Genomic DNA, 15,978 nt, shown 5'->3' on the forward strand with positions numbered 1-15,978 from the left:
TTGACTGGCTTTAATCGCTCGGTGCGACCAAAACGTCTATGATACCAGCTATATCTCTTTCTTTGTAATAGGACACATCATGGCTGCAAATGACTCGAATTTAATTTGGATCGACCTGGAAATGACGGGGCTTGATCCTGAACGTGACCGCATCATTGAGATCGCCACGCTGGTAACCGACGCGCACCTGAATATTCTGGCCGAAGGCCCGGTCATGGCGGTACATCAGTCTGACGCACAGCTGGCGCTGATGGATGACTGGAATGTGCGTACCCATACCGGCAGCGGGCTGGTTGAGCGCGTAAAAGCCAGCCCGTTCGACGATAATGCGGCGGAGCAAAAAACCATCGAGTTCCTGCGTGAGTGGGTGCCTGAAGGCAAATCGCCAATCTGCGGTAACAGCGTCGGGCAGGATCGCCGCTTCCTGTTTAAGTACATGCCGGAGCTGGAAACCTATTTCCACTATCGTTATCTGGACGTCAGTACCCTGAAAGAGCTGGCGCGTCGCTGGAAACCAGAAGTACTCAGCGGCTTTAAGAAACAGAATACCCATCAGGCGCTGGACGATATCCGTGAATCCGTGGCTGAACTGGCGTACTACCGCGAGCATTTCATCCAGTTGTAATATCTGCAATCCTTCAAGCCGCAAATGCGTTGGCTGCACTCTCTCACCCCGATCTCAACTCATCGGAATTAGTGAGTTTGCCGCCTTCCTGCAACCCGAATGATTTTGGATATTTATTTTAAAAATCCTTATGAAGCGTTCAGGATACAAAATCACCGTGTTTCGCCGCTTAAATCATCGCTTTGATGGTTTAATCGGCACTTGAACGAAAATATCATTTTTTTGCTTTCAGGGGGTTGCGGCTAAAAGGATTTCTCGTATAATGCGCACCCCGTACCGATGAAGAATTTCGTTGAGTGCGCAGAGCGGGAATAGCTCAGTTGGTAGAGCACGACCTTGCCAAGGTCGGGGTCGCGAGTTCGAGTCTCGTTTCCCGCTCCAAATTTTTAAATGTTTTAGATTCAACGTTTTATCTGTATTATTTGATACGTAAAACAAAAGCAGTGCCATGCGACGCGGGAATAGCTCAGTTGGTAGAGCACGACCTTGCCAAGGTCGGGGTCGCGAGTTCGAGTCTCGTTTCCCGCTCCAAAAATTTCAAATGCTGTAAGTTTACAGCAGATGCACCAAGCATCTCTAAGCGGGAATAGCTCAGTTGGTAGAGCACGACCTTGCCAAGGTCGGGGTCGCGAGTTCGAGTCTCGTTTCCCGCTCCAATTTTCTTCTTCAATACAAAACCATTTCTTATCGCCAAACTCATGCGTAATTTGTGCATGATTGATCCGATACTTACACGATTTGTAGTAATGTTTTAAACAGACTTATCCACAGGTTTAGCTGTTTTTTTAAACTGTCTGTTTTTTGCACTCCCCGTATTGCCAATTCATAATTACTTGTTTTAAAACACAATATATTTATAGCGAAACGTTATGGTGATCACTTGCTTCTTTTTTTGCACTTGATTGGCAAAGCATTTTTATTTTTATGCACAGAAAATCTGGCATTGCGAATTAATTGCTATGGGAATGGTTATGCATCTCGTGGTAAGCCTTTTTCCACTGCGCGGATCAGCCGTTTCTGCTGCGAAGTTTGCACTTCAACACGATGTTCACTTCTTCTTTCTACCTGTTGCCGGATTGCCCATTCGATATGTTCATCCAGTAGCGCATTTTCACCTGTCCGTGATTGCAACGCCGTCAAGACCTCTTCCGAGTAGGGCGCATTGCCCAATGCTACCGAAATATTGCGCAGCCAGCGTAAATGGCCGATGCGGCGGATAGGGGAACCTTCGGTAATGCGTAGAAACTTCTCTTCAGTCCAGCCAAACAAAGCAATCAGCTCCGGGGCATGCAGCGCGGCGCGTGGGCTGAAATCCTCTTCGTCCGTCAGTTGTGAATAACGGTTCCACGGGCAAATCAGCTGACAGTCGTCGCAGCCGTAAATCCGGTTCCCCATCATCGGGCGGAATTCTTCCGGGATCGGACCCTCCAGCTCAATGGTCAGATAGGAAATGCAGCGGCGGGCATCGACAGTGTAGGGGGCGACAATCGCCCCGGTCGGGCAGGTGGTAATACAGGCGACGCACTTCCCACACTTTTCTTCCTGTGGCGCATCGACCGGCAACGGTAAATCAATCAGCAGTTCGCCAAGAAAGAACCAGGAGCCAGATTCACGGTTAAGAATAAGTGAATGCTTACCAACCCAGCCGAGCCCGGCTTTGGCCGCCAGAGGACGTTCCATAATAGGGGCGGAATCGACAAACGGACGGAACGTCACCGCATGGTCAGATTGTTGTTCGGTGCAGTAAGCCTGAATCATGTCGCCGAGCTTTTTTAGCCGCTGGCGAAGCACTTTGTGATAGTCGCGCCCCAGCGCATAACGGCTGACATACCCGAGTTGCGGGTTGTTCAGTGTTTTGGCAAAGGCGGCTTTGGCGGGCAAATAGTTCATTCGCACGCTGATCACCCGCAGCGTACCGGGCAGCAACTCATGAGGACGCGCACGCAACATGCCGTGGCGCGCCATCCATTCCATCTCGCCATGATATTGTTTATCAAGCCAGTCCTGCAGTTTAGGTTCTTCTGCAGATAAGTCTGTATCGCAGATGCCAACCTGCTGGAAGCCTAGCGATTGGCCCCATTGCTTGATATGTTGAGCCAGTTGAACGAGATCGAGAGGGAGTGTCATGACGAACCAACGTGAAAAACGAAACGAGGCGAGTTTACCACATTCCGTATTTTCTGCTGAATGGCTGCGTAAGGTTGAAGGTCAGGCCGCGCAGGAAACGGGGATTTCTCTGTTCACGCTGATGCAGCGCGCGGCTGCGGCGGCTTTTTCACTGACGCAGCGCACCTATCCTGATGCCCGCCACTGGTTAATTTTGTGCGGCCACGGTAACAATGGCGGGGATGGCTATGAACTGGCGCGACTGGCAAAAAACGCCGGTCTTCGCGTGACTCTGCTGGCTGTCGTAAACGACAAAGTTCTTCCTGAAGAAGCGCAACAGGCGCGGCAGGGCTGGCTGGCGTGCGGCGGTATGGTCGGCCCTTCTGATGCGCAATGGCCGGAAGATGCTGACGTGATTATCGACGGACTGCTGGGTACCGGGTTATCGTCCGCCCCGCGCGCGCCGTACAATACTCTTATCGACGCCATTAACGCTGCTTCCGCGCCGGTCATTTCTCTGGATATTCCCTCCGGCCTGAACGCCCAAACCGGGCAGGCTGCCGGCAGGGCAGTTCACGCCAATCACACCATCAGCTTTATCGCACTCAAACCGGGTTTACTGACCGGGCAGGCGCGCGATTACGTCGGCAGCCTGCATTACGATGCGTTGGGGCTGGAAAGCTGGCTCAGAGGCCATTCGCCGTTGTTGCAACGTCTGGATGCCACGCAAATTGGCCAGTGGTTGCATCCGCGTCGGCCTTGTTCCAACAAAGGCGAGCATGGGCGGTTAGTGGTGATCGGCGGCGATATCGGCTTTGCAGGGGCTATCCGTATGGCGTCGGAAGCCGCATTGCGCACTGGTGCAGGATTAGTGCGAGTACTCACTCACAAAGAACACGCCGGGCCGTTACTCACCGCCAGACCCGAGTTGATGATGCAGGAACTGACGGCAGAATCTCTCCACGAGGCACTGGAATGGGCTGATGTGATTGTCATCGGCCCCGGCTTAGGCCAGAAAACCTGGGGCAAACAGGCGCTGGAACGGGTGGCGAAATGTGATAAACCGGCTTTATGGGACGCGGATGCGCTGAACCTGCTGGCAATCGCACCTGAGAAACGGCAAAATCGCGTACTGACGCCCCACCCCGGCGAGGCAGCCCGTTTACTCGGCTGTACCGTGAAGGACATTGAGAGTGACCGCTTACTTTCTGTCAGGAAACTCGCTGAGCAGTATGGCGGCGTGGTGGTACTCAAAGGCGCAGGCACGTTAATCGCCAGCGACCAGGGTGAGCTGGCTGTAGCGGACGTTGGAAATGCCGGTATGGCATCAGGCGGCATGGGTGACGTGCTTTCTGGTATTATTGGCGGCTTGCTCGCTCAAAAACTGAATATGTATGATGCGGCCTGCGCGGGAACAGTGATTCACGGCGCCGCCGCAGACGAAATCGCCCGGCGGCAGGGAACGCGCGGTATGCTGGCGACCGATCTTTTAGCGGTTATTGCTCCGTTAGTTAATCCAGACCTGAAGAAATAGATATCACTGAATGAATCAACTTACTCTCTCATTACCCGACGAAGCGGCAACGCTGCAACTAGGTGCTTCACTGGCGAAAGCCTGCGAAGGCTCAACGGTTATCCATCTGTATGGCGATCTGGGAGCCGGTAAAACAACCTTTAGCCGGGGATTTCTTCAGGCATTAGGGCACCAGGGCAATGTGAAAAGCCCGACGTACACGCTGGTAGAGCCTTATCAGCTGGAAAGCATTGCGGTATATCATTTTGATTTATACCGTCTGGCTGACCCGGAAGAGCTTGAATTTATGGGCATCCGCGATTATTTCGCACAGGACGCTATTTGTCTGGTCGAGTGGCCACAAAAAGGCGAGGGCGTTTTGCCTGAACCGGACATCGAGCTGACGCTGGATTATCAGCCTCAGGGACGAACGGTGACGCTTGTCGCGGTTTCTGAATCTGGCATGAATTTGCTGCATCGTGTTCAACAGCAAGGATGATTACGCGATGAATTCACGTATCACTTCTCTTTTTTCATCGGCGGCGATGTTCTTATCGACGCTGATGCTCTGTGCCGTGCTGGCACCTGCTTCCGCCTTTGCGGCTGGCATGAAAAATATCAATGTGTCCAACGGTGCATCGCAATCGACCGTTACTATTACCTTCGACGGTTCGCCAGATTATTCTTTTTTCCCGCTGCATAACCCTGAACGTGTGGTGATGGACATTCGTCAGGACGGCGTGATGAAAGGCCTGCCGCTGACCTTCAACGGGCAGAATCTTGTGACGCGCGTACGGGCGAGTACGCCGCCGAATGCGCAAAGCCAGCGTCTGGTTTTTGAACTTAATCAGAAGGTCAGGACCAACGCGACCAAACAGAAAGACGGCAGCCAGTACACCGTGGTGCTGACCATGAATGCTGCCGCCGCACCGCGCAATACTGCACCAGTTTCTACGGTGACGAATACGCCATCGCCGAATGCCAACAGAACGCCGGCTACATCGACGAAATCCAATCCGTTTACCAATGACAAGACCACCGTTGCCTCGACGGCCGTTGCGCCAGACAACTCGCGTTCTTCCACTATTACAACCAGCGACAGCAAAATCATCGTTGCCATTGATGCCGGACACGGCGGGCAGGATCCGGGTGCTATCGGCGCGGGTGGCCTCAAAGAGAAAAACGTCACTATCGCGATTGCCCGTAAATTGCAGACGATCCTCAATGCGGATCCGATGTTCCAGCCGGTACTCACCCGCGATGGCGATTACTTTATTTCGGTGATGGGGCGTTCCGACGTCGCACGTAAGAAAAACGCCAATGTTCTGGTGTCGATTCACGCCGATGCCGCGCCAAGCCGCAGCGCACGCGGCGCCTCGGTATGGGTATTGTCGAACCGTCGTGCGAACAGTGAAATGGGTAACTGGCTGGAGCAACACGAGAAACAGTCCGAATTGCTCGGCGGCGCAGGGGATGTGCTGGCCAATACCGCATCTGACCCTTATCTGAGTCAGGCGGTTTTAGACTTACAATTTGGCCATTCACAGCGTGTGGGATATGACGTGGCGACCCGCGTATTGCGCGAACTGCGCACCGTAGGCTCATTGCACAAAGCCAAACCCGAGCACGCCAGTCTGGGCGTATTGCGCTCACCAGATATTCCTTCCCTGCTGGTGGAAACCGGCTTTATCAGTAACGGAACCGAGGAGCGGCTGCTTGGCAGCAGTGCGTACCAGGATAAAATTGCGCGAGCCATTCATATTGGCCTGCGTAATTATTTCCAGTCGCATCCGATACAAAACGGCCCAAAGGTCGAAAACCGTCCGCTGCTGGCCTCATCAGCAGCAGCGGCGGGAGACAATAGCCCGGCAGGCAACACTGCTGTAAATCAACCTGGCCCGATTGAAGTGACCGCCGGTGCTGCAGGCGCCACGCAAATCCATAAAGTGACGCGTGGCGAAACGCTGACGGGGATTGCCAACAGCTATGGTACGACCAACGCGGCGTTGCGCGATCTCAATAAACTGAAAAAAGACGGCGTTTGGGTCGGGCAGAGATTGAAAGTGCCAGCGGGGACCCGCACATCAGCTGCAACGGGGGCGTCGGCTTCAACGGCAAAAGTCGCGAAAGTGGCAAAAAAACCGTCAAAGCATAAGGTTCAGCGCGGCGATACGCTGTCAGCGATTGCCAGCAAATATGGCGTCAGCATGACGGACATTAAAACCGCCAACCACATGAAGTCCGGCGAGGTGCAGCTCGGCCAAACCCTGACTATTCCACAGTCGTAAAGGCGGTCTGACTGACCGTCTTTCACAGGAGCCGCTATGCCGATCAAGGTACTGCCCCCGCAACTGGCTAACCAGATTGCCGCGGGTGAAGTTGTCGAAAGGCCGGCTTCCGTGGTGAAAGAGCTGGTAGAAAACAGTCTTGATGCCGGCGCAACCCGGATTGATATTGATATTGATCGCGGGGGCGCCAAGCTTATCCGTATACGTGATAACGGCTGCGGCATAGGTAAAGACGATCTGGCGCTGGCGCTGGCGCGTCACGCCACCAGCAAAATCACCTGTCTGGACGATCTGGAAGCGATTCTGAGCCTCGGATTTCGCGGCGAAGCGCTGGCGAGTATCAGTTCGGTGTCCCGCCTGATGCTGACTTCGCGCACGGCAGATCAAAGCGAAGCCTGGCAGGCCTACGCGGAAGGACGCGATATGGCGGTGACGGTGAAACCGGCCGCGCATCCGCAGGGTTCTACTGTCGAAGTGCTCGATCTGTTTTACAACACGCCAGCACGTCGCAAATTCATGCGTACTGAGAAAACTGAATTTACCCATATTGATGAAGTTGTACGCCGCATTGCGCTGGCGCGTTTCGACGTTTCCGTCAATCTAAGTCACAACGGCAAGCTGATACGCCAGTACCGCGCGGTGAAAGATCCCTCCCAGTCCTCCCGCCGTCTGGCAAGCATTTGCAGCCCGACCTTTGTCGAGCACGCGCTGGAGGTTGAGTGGACGCACGGTGATTTGGGGATCCGCGGCTGGGTCGCCGATCCTGCCGGATCGCGCAGCCTGACAGACATGCAATATTGCTATGTGAATAACCGCATGATGAAAGATCGCCTGATTAATCACGCGATCCGCCAGGCGTATCAGGATCAGCTCAAAGACGATCAGCAACCGGCATACGTGCTGTATCTGGATGTCGATCCGCATCAGGTGGATGTCAACGTACACCCGGCGAAACACGAAGTGCGGTTTCATCAGTCGCGGCTGGTACACGATTTTATCTATCAGGCCGTGATGTCGGTGTTGCAGCAGGCGGGAAATCCGGTTCTGGCAGAACCGCAGGCGGAAGAAGATACGCCGCGATGGCAACCGGAAAATCGTCCGGCAGCGGGCGGCAATCATTTTTCGCAACCGGCAGAAAAATCAGCGCATGCTCAGCGTGATAAACCGGCATCGCGTGAAAATGTATTCCCGGCGACGTCACGGGCCAGCCATCCGCGTGAGCCCGCGACGCATAGCAATGAACCCGCTTACAATCGCGCGGAAGGCAATGTTTATCAGCGTTTGTTACAGCCCTCTTCCGAAACATTTTCCCTTCAGGAGCCTGCGCCTGCTGTGGCACAGGCCGCTAAGCCTGTGGCATCCCCGGCCCGTACACTCAATGAACCCGCGCTGGAATCGCACAGCCAGAGTTTCGGACGCGTGCTGACGGTCTGCGCCGCTGAATATGCGCTGCTTGAGCGAGGCAAACAGCTGGTGATGCTTTCGCTGCCGGTCGCGGACCGCTGGCTTAAATGGGCGCAGCTGACACCGCCGGAAGAAGGATTGCGTCCACAGCCGTTACTGATCCCGTTGAAGCTGACAGTCAACAAAGGCGAGACAGCAGTGCTGGCGAAAAATCAGCAGTTATTACAGCATTTTGGTTTAGAAATGCTCAGCGAGTCACAGCGTGTGACGGTCCGCGCAGTACCTTTACCATTACGCCAACAAAATTTACAAAAGTTGATACCTGACCTGTTAGATTACCTTGCTGTTCAGCAGGAGGTGACTTCTGATGCGGTAGCCATGTGGTTTGCCCGCCACTGTGGCTGCGAGCACGAGGTCTGGACAATTTCCCAGGCTATACAATTACTCACGGATGTTGAGCGTCTATGCCCGCAGTTGGTGAAATCGCCACCGTCCGGACTTCTGCAACCTCTTGATTTACAGCCCGCGCTGGCGGCTTTTAAGCATGACTGATTCTGAAAAACATTCCGCTCCCCCGGCGATCTTTATTATGGGGCCGACCGCATCCGGTAAAACCGCGCTGGCGATGTCGCTGATGAAGCATCTTCCCGTTGAACTGATCAGTGTGGACTCCGCACTCATCTACCGCGGGATGGATATCGGCACTGCCAAGCCCACGGCGCAGGAGCTGGCGGAAGCCCCGCATCGTCTGATTGATATCCTTGACCCAACTCAGGCCTACTCGGCGGCCGATTTTCGGGCCGACGCCTTGCGCGAAATGGCAGAAATAACCTCACGCAATAAGATCCCGTTATTGGTGGGTGGGACTATGCTTTATTTCAAGGCGTTGCTGGAAGGATTGTCGCCTTTGCCTCAGGCCGATGCCACAGTACGTGAGCGCATTGAAAAACAGGCGGCAGCGCAGGGATGGAACGCGTTACACGATCAATTACGTGAGATTGATCCGGTCGCCGCTATGCGAATTCATCCGAATGATCCGCAGAGACTGTCCAGAGCACTGGAAGTTTTTTATATTTCAGGTAAAACTTTAACGGATCTGACAAAAGTTGCGGGTGAAACGCTGCCTTATCGCGTCCATCAATTCGCGATTGCCCCAATCCGCCGTGAAGTCATACATCAGCGGATTGAGGAACGTTTTAGTCAGATGTTGTCCAATGGTTTTGAAGACGAAGTCAGAACGCTGTTAGCTCGGGGCGATTTGCATACGGATTTGCCTTCCATTCGCTGTGTCGGCTACCGCCAGATGTGGTCATATTTATCTGGTGAATTCGATTACGATGAAATGGTTTATCGTGGTGTTTGCGCGACACGACAGCTGGCCAAACGCCAGATGACCTGGTTACGAGGTTGGGAAGAGGTTGAATGGCTGGATTCAGAGAAGCCGGACGACGCCTTAAGCCGTGTAATTCAGGTTGTTAGTGCATAGGTTGGGTGATTGTGTACAATTGATGAGTACTCAACGCGCGAATTTTTTATGTGATTTATTTTCGAGCCGATAGGCTCAAAGTGACAAACAACAAACTAATAAGGAAAAGATAGAATGGCTAAGGGGCAATCTTTGCAAGATCCGTTCCTGAACGCATTGCGTCGCGAACGTGTTCCGGTTTCTATTTACTTGGTGAATGGTATTAAGCTGCAAGGCCAAATTGAGTCTTTTGACCAGTTTGTCATTCTGTTAAAAAATACGGTTAGCCAGATGGTGTATAAACACGCTATCTCCACCGTAGTGCCGTCCCGCCCGGTATCTCATCATAGCAATAATCCAGGTACGGGCAGCACCAACAACTATCATCAAGGCAGTACTCCGTCTGCGCAGCAACAGCCGCAGCAGGAAAACGATGACGCTGAATAAAGCGCAACGTTGGTCAACCACGAAGGGGTTCATAAGTATTTCCACTCTGCTTATGCACCCCCGGCTGTCGAATTTTATCCAGATGAGAGGTCGCAAGCTTGTTTGACCGTTATGAAGGCGGCGAACAGGCCGTTCTGGTTCATATTTATTTCTCAAGAGACAAAGACACGGAAGACCTGAGCGAATTTGAATCGCTGGTTTCTTCTGCAGGTGTAGAGGCGCTGCAAGTCGTCACCGGGAGCCGTAAGGCACCGCACCCTAAATACTTTGTCGGCGAAGGGAAAGCCCAGGAAATTGCAGACGCAGTCAAAGCAACGGGCGCTTCTGTCATCCTATTTGATCACTCGCTTTCTCCTGCCCAGGAACGAAACCTGGAAGCATTATGCGAATGTCGCGTTGTCGATCGCACCGGATTAATACTAGATATCTTTGCCCAGCGGGCACGAACACACGAAGGTAAGCTACAAGTAGAATTGGCGCAATTACGCCACATCGCTACCCGACTGGTTCGCGGCTGGACACACCTTGAACGTCAGGGGGGCGGTATCGGTGCACGTGGGCCGGGTGAAACCCAGCTCGAAACTGACCGTCGTTTACTGCGCGATAGAATTACCCTGATCCTCAGCCGTCTTGAAAAAGTGGCTAAGCAGCGTGAAACAGGTCGTCGTTCGCGCGTCCGTGCGGATATTCCAACGGTGTCTTTGGTCGGTTATACCAATGCCGGGAAATCCACACTTTTTAACCGTATCACTCAGGCCGATGTTTACGTGGCCAATCAGTTGTTTGCTACGCTGGATCCTACGCTGCGACGCATTATGGTTGCGGATGTCGGGGAGACGGTTTTGGCGGACACCGTAGGGTTTATTCGTCACCTGCCCCATGATTTAGTTGCCGCTTTTAAAGCAACATTGCAGGAAACCCAACAGGCATCTCTGTTATTACATGTTATTGATGCAGCGGATATCCGGGTTGAAGAAAATATCGACGCGGTAAATACGGTGCTGGCAGAGATCGAAGCAGATGAAATACCTGCGCTGTTAGTGATGAACAAAATAGATATGCTGGATGATTTTGTTCCGCGTATCGATCGCAACGAGGAGAATTTACCGATCAGGGTCTGGCTTTCAGCCGTGACCGGTGAAGGTATTCCGTTGCTCTTTCAGGCATTAACGGAGCGACTCTCTGGCGAAATCGCGCAGCATGAATTGTGTTTGCCGCCGGAAGCAGGCCGCCTTCGTAGCCGTTTTTACCAGCTTCAGGCGATAGAAAAAGAATGGATTGAAGAGGATGGTAGTATTGGTCTGATGGTGCGAATGCCCATTATTGACTGGCACCGCCTCTGCAAACAAGAGCAGGAACTGGCCAGCTATGTCCGCAACCAGAGTCTGTCTCATTTGTCCTGAAGAACACCAATCATAGAATAATGGAGCTATAACATGGCGTGGAATCAGCCCGGTAATAACGGACAGGACCGCGACCCCTGGGGCAGCAGCAATAATAATAGCGGCAACTCTGGTGGAAATTCTGGTGGAAATAATGACAACAAAGGCGGCCGCAATCAGGGGCCACCTGACCTGGATGATATCTTCCGTAAACTCAGCAAAAAGCTGGGCGGTTTCGGTGGAAAAGGTTCAGGCAACAACAATAACAACAACGGTACGCCATCAGGTTCCGGTCACGGAATGAGTGGCAGCCGGATGGCTGGCATCGCGGTTGCCGCGGTGGTCGTTATCTGGGCTGCGACGGGCTTCTATACCATTAAAGAAGCCGAGCGTGGTGTGGTCACCCGTTTTGGTAAGTTCAGCCATCTGGTTGAGCCGGGCCTGAACTGGAAACCGACCTTCATCGATCAGGTACGCGCAGTGAACGTAGAATCTGTACGTGAACTGGCCGCATCGGGTGTGATGTTGACCTCTGATGAGAACGTGGTGCGTGTTGAGATGAACGTACAGTACCGCGTGACCGATCCTGAGGCCTATTTGTTCAGCGTCGCCAACCCTGACGACAGTCTGAGCCAGGCGACTGACAGCGCATTACGTGGCGTTATCGGCAAATACACGATGGATAAAATCCTGACTGAAGGCCGTACCACTGTGCGTAGCGATACCCAACGTGTACTGGAAGAAACGATTCGTCCATACAAAATGGGTATCACCATTCAGGACGTCAACTTCCAGACGGCACGTCCGCCTGAAGAAGTAAAAGCTTCCTTCGATAACGCGATCGCTGCCCGTGAACGGGAACAACAGTCGATTCGTGAAGCAGAAGCTTACGCTAACCAAATCCAGCCTCTGGCCAATGGTGAAGCGCAGCGCCTGCTTGAAGATGCTAAAGCTTACAAAGATCGTACCGTACTGGAAGCGCAGGGTGAAGTCGCCCGCTTCTCCAAACTGTTGCCTGAATATAAAGCCGCGCCGGAAATTACCCGCGAGCGTCTGTATATCGAGACAATGGAAAAAGTCCTCAGTCACACCCGTAAAGTTCTGGTGAGTGACAAAGGGAACAACCTGATGGTGTTACCTCTGGATCAAATGCTGCGTGGCAATAACGCTGCGGCCAGCGATACCAAAAGTGATGAAACAGGTTTGTTGCCTTCCGTTCCGGGTTTAACTGGCAATAATGGCAAAAGCAGTGCCGATAGCAGCAGTTCCCGTTCGTCTGGCAGTGTCATGGATCAGCGTCGTGTGAATGCACAACGTGACGATACACTTCGCGTAGGGAGAGAATAACAATGCGTAAGTCGATTTTACTTATCGTCGTTGTGGTGCTGGTGGCGCTTTATGCCTCACTGTTTGTCGTTCAGGAAGGTCAGCGCGGTATCGTGCTACGTTTCGGCAAAGTTCTGCGCGATAACGATAACAAACCTCTGGTGTACGCGCCGGGTCTGCATTTTAAAGTTCCTTTCGTGGAATCCATTAAAATGCTCGACGCACGTATTCAGACCATGGACAACCAGGCCGATCGTTTCGTGACCAGCGAGAAGAAAGACTTAATCGTCGATTCTTACCTGAAATGGCGTATCAGTGATTTTAGCCGTTACTATCTGGCAACGGGCGGCGGTGATGTCTCTCAGGCAGAGATTCTGCTCAAACGTAAATTCAGTGACCGTCTGCGTTCTGAAATTGGTCGTCTGGATGTGAAAGACATCGTAACCGATTCCCGTGGTCGTCTGACGATGGATGTGCGTGATGCGCTTAATACCGGTAGCGTAGGTGATGAGCCAGAAGCCACTACTGAAGCGGATGATGCGATTGCCTCTGCAGCCAAACGTGTTGAGCAGGAAACCAAAGGCAAACAGCCTGCGGTGAACCCGAATAGCATGGCAGCGCTCGGTATCGAAGTCGTCGATGTGCGTCTGAAACAAATCAACTTGCCGGAAGAAGTGTCCAGCGCCATTTACGATCGTATGCGCGCTGAGCGTAATGCGGTGGCATTGCGTCACATTTCTCAGGGTAAAGAAGAGGCGACCAAGATTCAGGCTGCAGCCGATTACGAAAGAACCCGTACCGTAGCTGAAGCAGAGCGTACTGCACGTATCACCCGTGGTGAAGGCGATGCTGAAGCGGCGAAACTGTTTGCTGATGCATTCAGCCAGGATCCTGACTTCTATGCATTCATTCGTAGTCTGCGTGCTTACGAGGCGAGCTTCAAGAGCGGTAACGACGTCATGGTGTTAAGCCCTGACAGCGATTTCTTCCGCTTCATGAAGTCACCTGAAAAAAATAAATAATTGCTTCTGCAATTTCCAAAAGGCCCTGAGGGGCCTTTTGTCTTTTCTAAAACCCTTCTGTTTTTTCTCAAGGGAAGCACAGAGAAACACTGACCATGAATTCGACAATTTTGCTGGCCTTGGCATTAGTTTTGGTTCTTGAGGGCCTGGGGCCGATGCTTTATCCAAAATCATGGAGAAAAATGATCATGGCTTTAGCAAATCTTCCGGACGCCGTTTTACGCCGTTTTGGCGGGGCACTTGTGGTTGCAGGCTTCGTAATTTACTACATGTTGCGTACGCGTCTCGGTGGTTGAGGTTTTGTTACATGCCAGGTGTCACGTCCGCCCGAGACCGGTAGCACGCAATTGAAATTTTTCCCGCAAACGTGTGCTAAAAGTACTGGAAAGCACAGAATGAGATGTTAGAATCCTTTTTTAAGCAACCTGGTGATTCTTGAGATGGGTAAGAACGTCGTCGTACTCGGCACTCAATGGGGTGATGAAGGGAAAGGCAAGGTCGTAGACCTGCTTACTGAACGGGCTAAATATGTTGTGCGCTATCAGGGCGGTCACAACGCCGGTCACACTCTGGTTATCAACGGTGAAAAAACCGTTCTTCATTTAATTCCTTCTGGCATTCTGCGTGAAAATGTCACCAGCATCATCGGTAACGGTGTTGTTCTGGCGCCTGACGCCTTAATGAAAGAAATGGGCGAACTTGAAGCTCGTGGCATCCCTGTACGCGAACGTCTGTTACTCTCTGAAGCCTGCCCGCTGATCCTGCCTTACCATGTCGCCTTAGACATGGCGCGTGAAAAAGCGCGTGGCGATAAAGCTATCGGCACCACCGGTCGTGGCATCGGCCCGGCTTATGAAGATAAAGTTGCCCGTCGCGGTCTGCGCGTTGGCGATCTCTTCAACAAAGAAACTTTCGCTATCAAGCTGAAAGAAATCATCGATTATCATAACTTCCAGCTGGTCAACTACTACAAAGTAGAAGCCGTTGATTTCCAGAAAACGTTGGATGATGTCATGGCTATCGCCGACATTCTGACTGCAATGGTTGTTGATGTGTCTGAGCTGCTGGATGGCGCGCGTAAGCGTGGCGATCTGATCATGTTCGAAGGCGCGCAAGGCACGCTTCTGGACATCGATCACGGTACTTATCCGTATGTGACATCTTCCAACACCACCGCAGGTGGCGTCGCTACCGGTTCTGGTATTGGTCCACGTTACGTCGATTATGTACTGGGCATCGTAAAAGCCTATTCCACCCGTGTGGGTGCAGGTCCTTTCCCAACAGAACTGTTCGACGAAACTGGCGAGTTCCTGCGTAAGCAAGGTAACGAGTTCGGCGCGACTACCGGTCGTAGCCGTCGTTGCGGCTGGCTGGACATCGTAGCTGTGCGTCGTTCTGTGCAGATCAACTCCCTGTCTGGTTTCTGTCTGACCAAACTGGACGTGCTGGACGGTCTGAAAGAAGTGAAGCTGTGTATTGGTTATCGCATGCCTGATGGCCGCGAAATGACCACGACACCGCTGGCTGCAGAAGGCTGGGAAGGTATCGAGCCAATCTACGAAATCATGCCAGGCTGGACCGAAACCACCTTTGGTGTGAAACAGGTCGATAAACTGCCACAGGCAGCACTGAACTACATCAAGCGCATCGAAGAGTTGACCGAAGTACCGGTTGATATCATCTCAACGGGCCCTGACCGTAGCGAAACCATGATTCTGCGTGACCCGTTTGACGCATAACAGTCTGAGCTGATTGCGTAAAAACGTCATAACCGGGCAAATATGCCCGGTTTATTTTTTTCTGCCTGTCTGCGCTTGTTTACTTCCCATAAAGCATCCACTATTTAAATGATTAGCCGCAAACTTGCCGGCTGGTTTATCATCATTGTGTTTTCTTAAAAAAATCAATTTTTCCCTTTGTCTTCATTGATGTGGAAAGAACGGGTAAAAACTACCCAGAGGTCTGTGTGCAGTTAACGAGTTTCACTGATTATGGTTTGAGAGCGTTGATTTATATGGCGTCTTTGCCTGACGATCAGATGACCAACATTTCGCAGGTCACCGAGGTTTACGGTGTGTCGCGTAACCACATGGTGAAAATCATAAATCAGTTAAGTCGTGCAGGTCTGGTGACCGCCGTTCGCGGAAAAAATGGTGGCATAAAGCTGGGTAAACCGGCACAGACAATCCGCATTGGCGACGTGGTTCGCGAACTCGAGCCGCTTTCACTGGTCAACTGTGACAGTGACTTTTGTCATATCACGCCCGCATGCCGGCTAAAACACGTCCTGCACACTGCTGTAGAACATTTTCTTGATGAGCTGAATCAGTACACTCTGGCCGATATGGTCAAAGATAACTCGCCGCTCTACAAATTATTGCTTGTTGAATGAAAGACTTT

The 15,978-nt window shown here is 52.3% G+C and carries 14 protein-coding genes and 3 tRNA genes; 16 read left to right on the plus strand and 1 reads right to left on the minus strand.

The features are described 5' to 3' along the window. The first annotated feature begins 79 nt into the window (after positions 1–79). From orn to ACMHLI_RS15450, 4 genes are all read left to right on the plus strand, one after another. Positions 80–625: an oligoribonuclease gene (orn, locus tag ACMHLI_RS15435; protein WP_413530241.1), complete on the plus strand. Its 546-nt coding sequence runs from the start codon at positions 80–82 to the stop codon at positions 623–625. 305 nt (positions 626–930) lie between these two features. Next, positions 931–1,006: transfer RNA gene (locus ACMHLI_RS15440), tRNA-Gly, on the plus strand. A gap of 74 nt (positions 1,007–1,080) precedes the next feature. Beyond that, positions 1,081–1,156 (plus strand) — tRNA-Gly (locus ACMHLI_RS15445). 49 nt (positions 1,157–1,205) lie between these two features. Next, positions 1,206–1,281, plus strand: a tRNA-Gly gene (locus ACMHLI_RS15450). 313 nt (positions 1,282–1,594) lie between these two features. Here the strand turns inward: ACMHLI_RS15450 and queG are convergent. Then, positions 1,595–2,752, minus strand: a complete 1,158-nt coding sequence (gene queG / locus ACMHLI_RS15455) for a tRNA epoxyqueuosine(34) reductase QueG (protein ID WP_413530242.1) — start codon at positions 2,750–2,752, stop codon at positions 1,595–1,597. On the opposite strand from queG, the gene nnr reads away from it, so the two are divergent. From nnr to nsrR, 12 genes are all read left to right on the plus strand, one after another. Then, complete coding sequence (gene nnr / locus ACMHLI_RS15460; protein WP_413530243.1) at positions 2,751–4,265, plus strand: bifunctional ADP-dependent NAD(P)H-hydrate dehydratase/NAD(P)H-hydrate epimerase; 1,515 nt, start codon at positions 2,751–2,753, stop codon at positions 4,263–4,265. The two genes, queG and nnr, sit on opposite strands and share 2 nt — an antisense overlap. Positions 4,266–4,275: 10 nt before the next feature. Next, on the plus strand, positions 4,276–4,743 hold the full coding sequence (tsaE, locus tag ACMHLI_RS15465; protein ID WP_413530244.1) for a tRNA (adenosine(37)-N6)-threonylcarbamoyltransferase complex ATPase subunit type 1 TsaE: 468 nt from the start codon (positions 4,276–4,278) through the stop codon (positions 4,741–4,743). Between the two features lie 7 nt (positions 4,744–4,750). After that, positions 4,751–6,532, plus strand: coding sequence for an N-acetylmuramoyl-L-alanine amidase AmiB (amiB, locus tag ACMHLI_RS15470; RefSeq protein ID WP_413530245.1), 1,782 nt, complete (start codon positions 4,751–4,753; stop codon positions 6,530–6,532). 36 nt (positions 6,533–6,568) lie between these two features. Then, positions 6,569–8,488: a DNA mismatch repair endonuclease MutL gene (gene mutL / locus ACMHLI_RS15475; RefSeq protein ID WP_413530246.1), complete on the plus strand. Its 1,920-nt coding sequence runs from the start codon at positions 6,569–6,571 to the stop codon at positions 8,486–8,488. Further along, complete coding sequence (miaA, locus tag ACMHLI_RS15480) at positions 8,481–9,422, plus strand: tRNA (adenosine(37)-N6)-dimethylallyltransferase MiaA (protein ID WP_413530247.1); 942 nt, start codon at positions 8,481–8,483, stop codon at positions 9,420–9,422. The genes mutL and miaA overlap by 8 nt, the downstream gene beginning before the upstream one ends. A gap of 114 nt (positions 9,423–9,536) precedes the next feature. Then, complete coding sequence (hfq, locus tag ACMHLI_RS15485) at positions 9,537–9,848, plus strand: RNA chaperone Hfq (protein ID WP_056782484.1); 312 nt, start codon at positions 9,537–9,539, stop codon at positions 9,846–9,848. A 98-nt stretch (positions 9,849–9,946) separates the two neighbouring features. Beyond that, positions 9,947–11,251 carry a ribosome rescue GTPase HflX gene (hflX, locus tag ACMHLI_RS15490; RefSeq protein ID WP_413530248.1) on the plus strand — a complete coding sequence of 435 codons (1,305 nt, stop codon included), beginning with the start codon at positions 9,947–9,949 and terminating at the stop codon, positions 11,249–11,251. A 33-nt stretch (positions 11,252–11,284) separates the two neighbouring features. Further along, positions 11,285–12,577, plus strand: a complete 1,293-nt coding sequence (gene hflK / locus ACMHLI_RS15495; protein ID WP_112168333.1) for an FtsH protease activity modulator HflK — start codon at positions 11,285–11,287, stop codon at positions 12,575–12,577. A 2-nt stretch (positions 12,578–12,579) separates the two neighbouring features. Then, positions 12,580–13,578 (plus strand): protease modulator HflC, encoded by a 999-nt coding sequence (gene hflC / locus ACMHLI_RS15500; protein ID WP_056782481.1) that lies wholly within the window; start codon positions 12,580–12,582, stop codon positions 13,576–13,578. Between the two features lie 95 nt (positions 13,579–13,673). Next, complete coding sequence (locus ACMHLI_RS15505) at positions 13,674–13,874, plus strand: DUF2065 domain-containing protein (protein WP_413530249.1); 201 nt, start codon at positions 13,674–13,676, stop codon at positions 13,872–13,874. Between the two features lie 144 nt (positions 13,875–14,018). Further along, entirely contained in the window at positions 14,019–15,317 is a 1,299-nt protein-coding gene (locus ACMHLI_RS15510) for an adenylosuccinate synthase (RefSeq protein ID WP_056782479.1), read from the plus strand. Between the two features lie 227 nt (positions 15,318–15,544). Beyond that, the gene (gene nsrR, locus ACMHLI_RS15515; protein ID WP_112168329.1) at positions 15,545–15,970 is read left to right on the plus strand and encodes a nitric oxide-sensing transcriptional repressor NsrR; all 426 of its coding nucleotides are present in this window, start codon (positions 15,545–15,547) and stop codon (positions 15,968–15,970) included. Positions 15,971–15,978: the final 8 nt, after the last annotated feature.

This window comes from Rahnella inusitata (assembly GCF_965118895.1).
Lineage (GTDB): Bacteria > Pseudomonadota > Gammaproteobacteria > Enterobacterales > Enterobacteriaceae > Rahnella > Rahnella inusitata_A.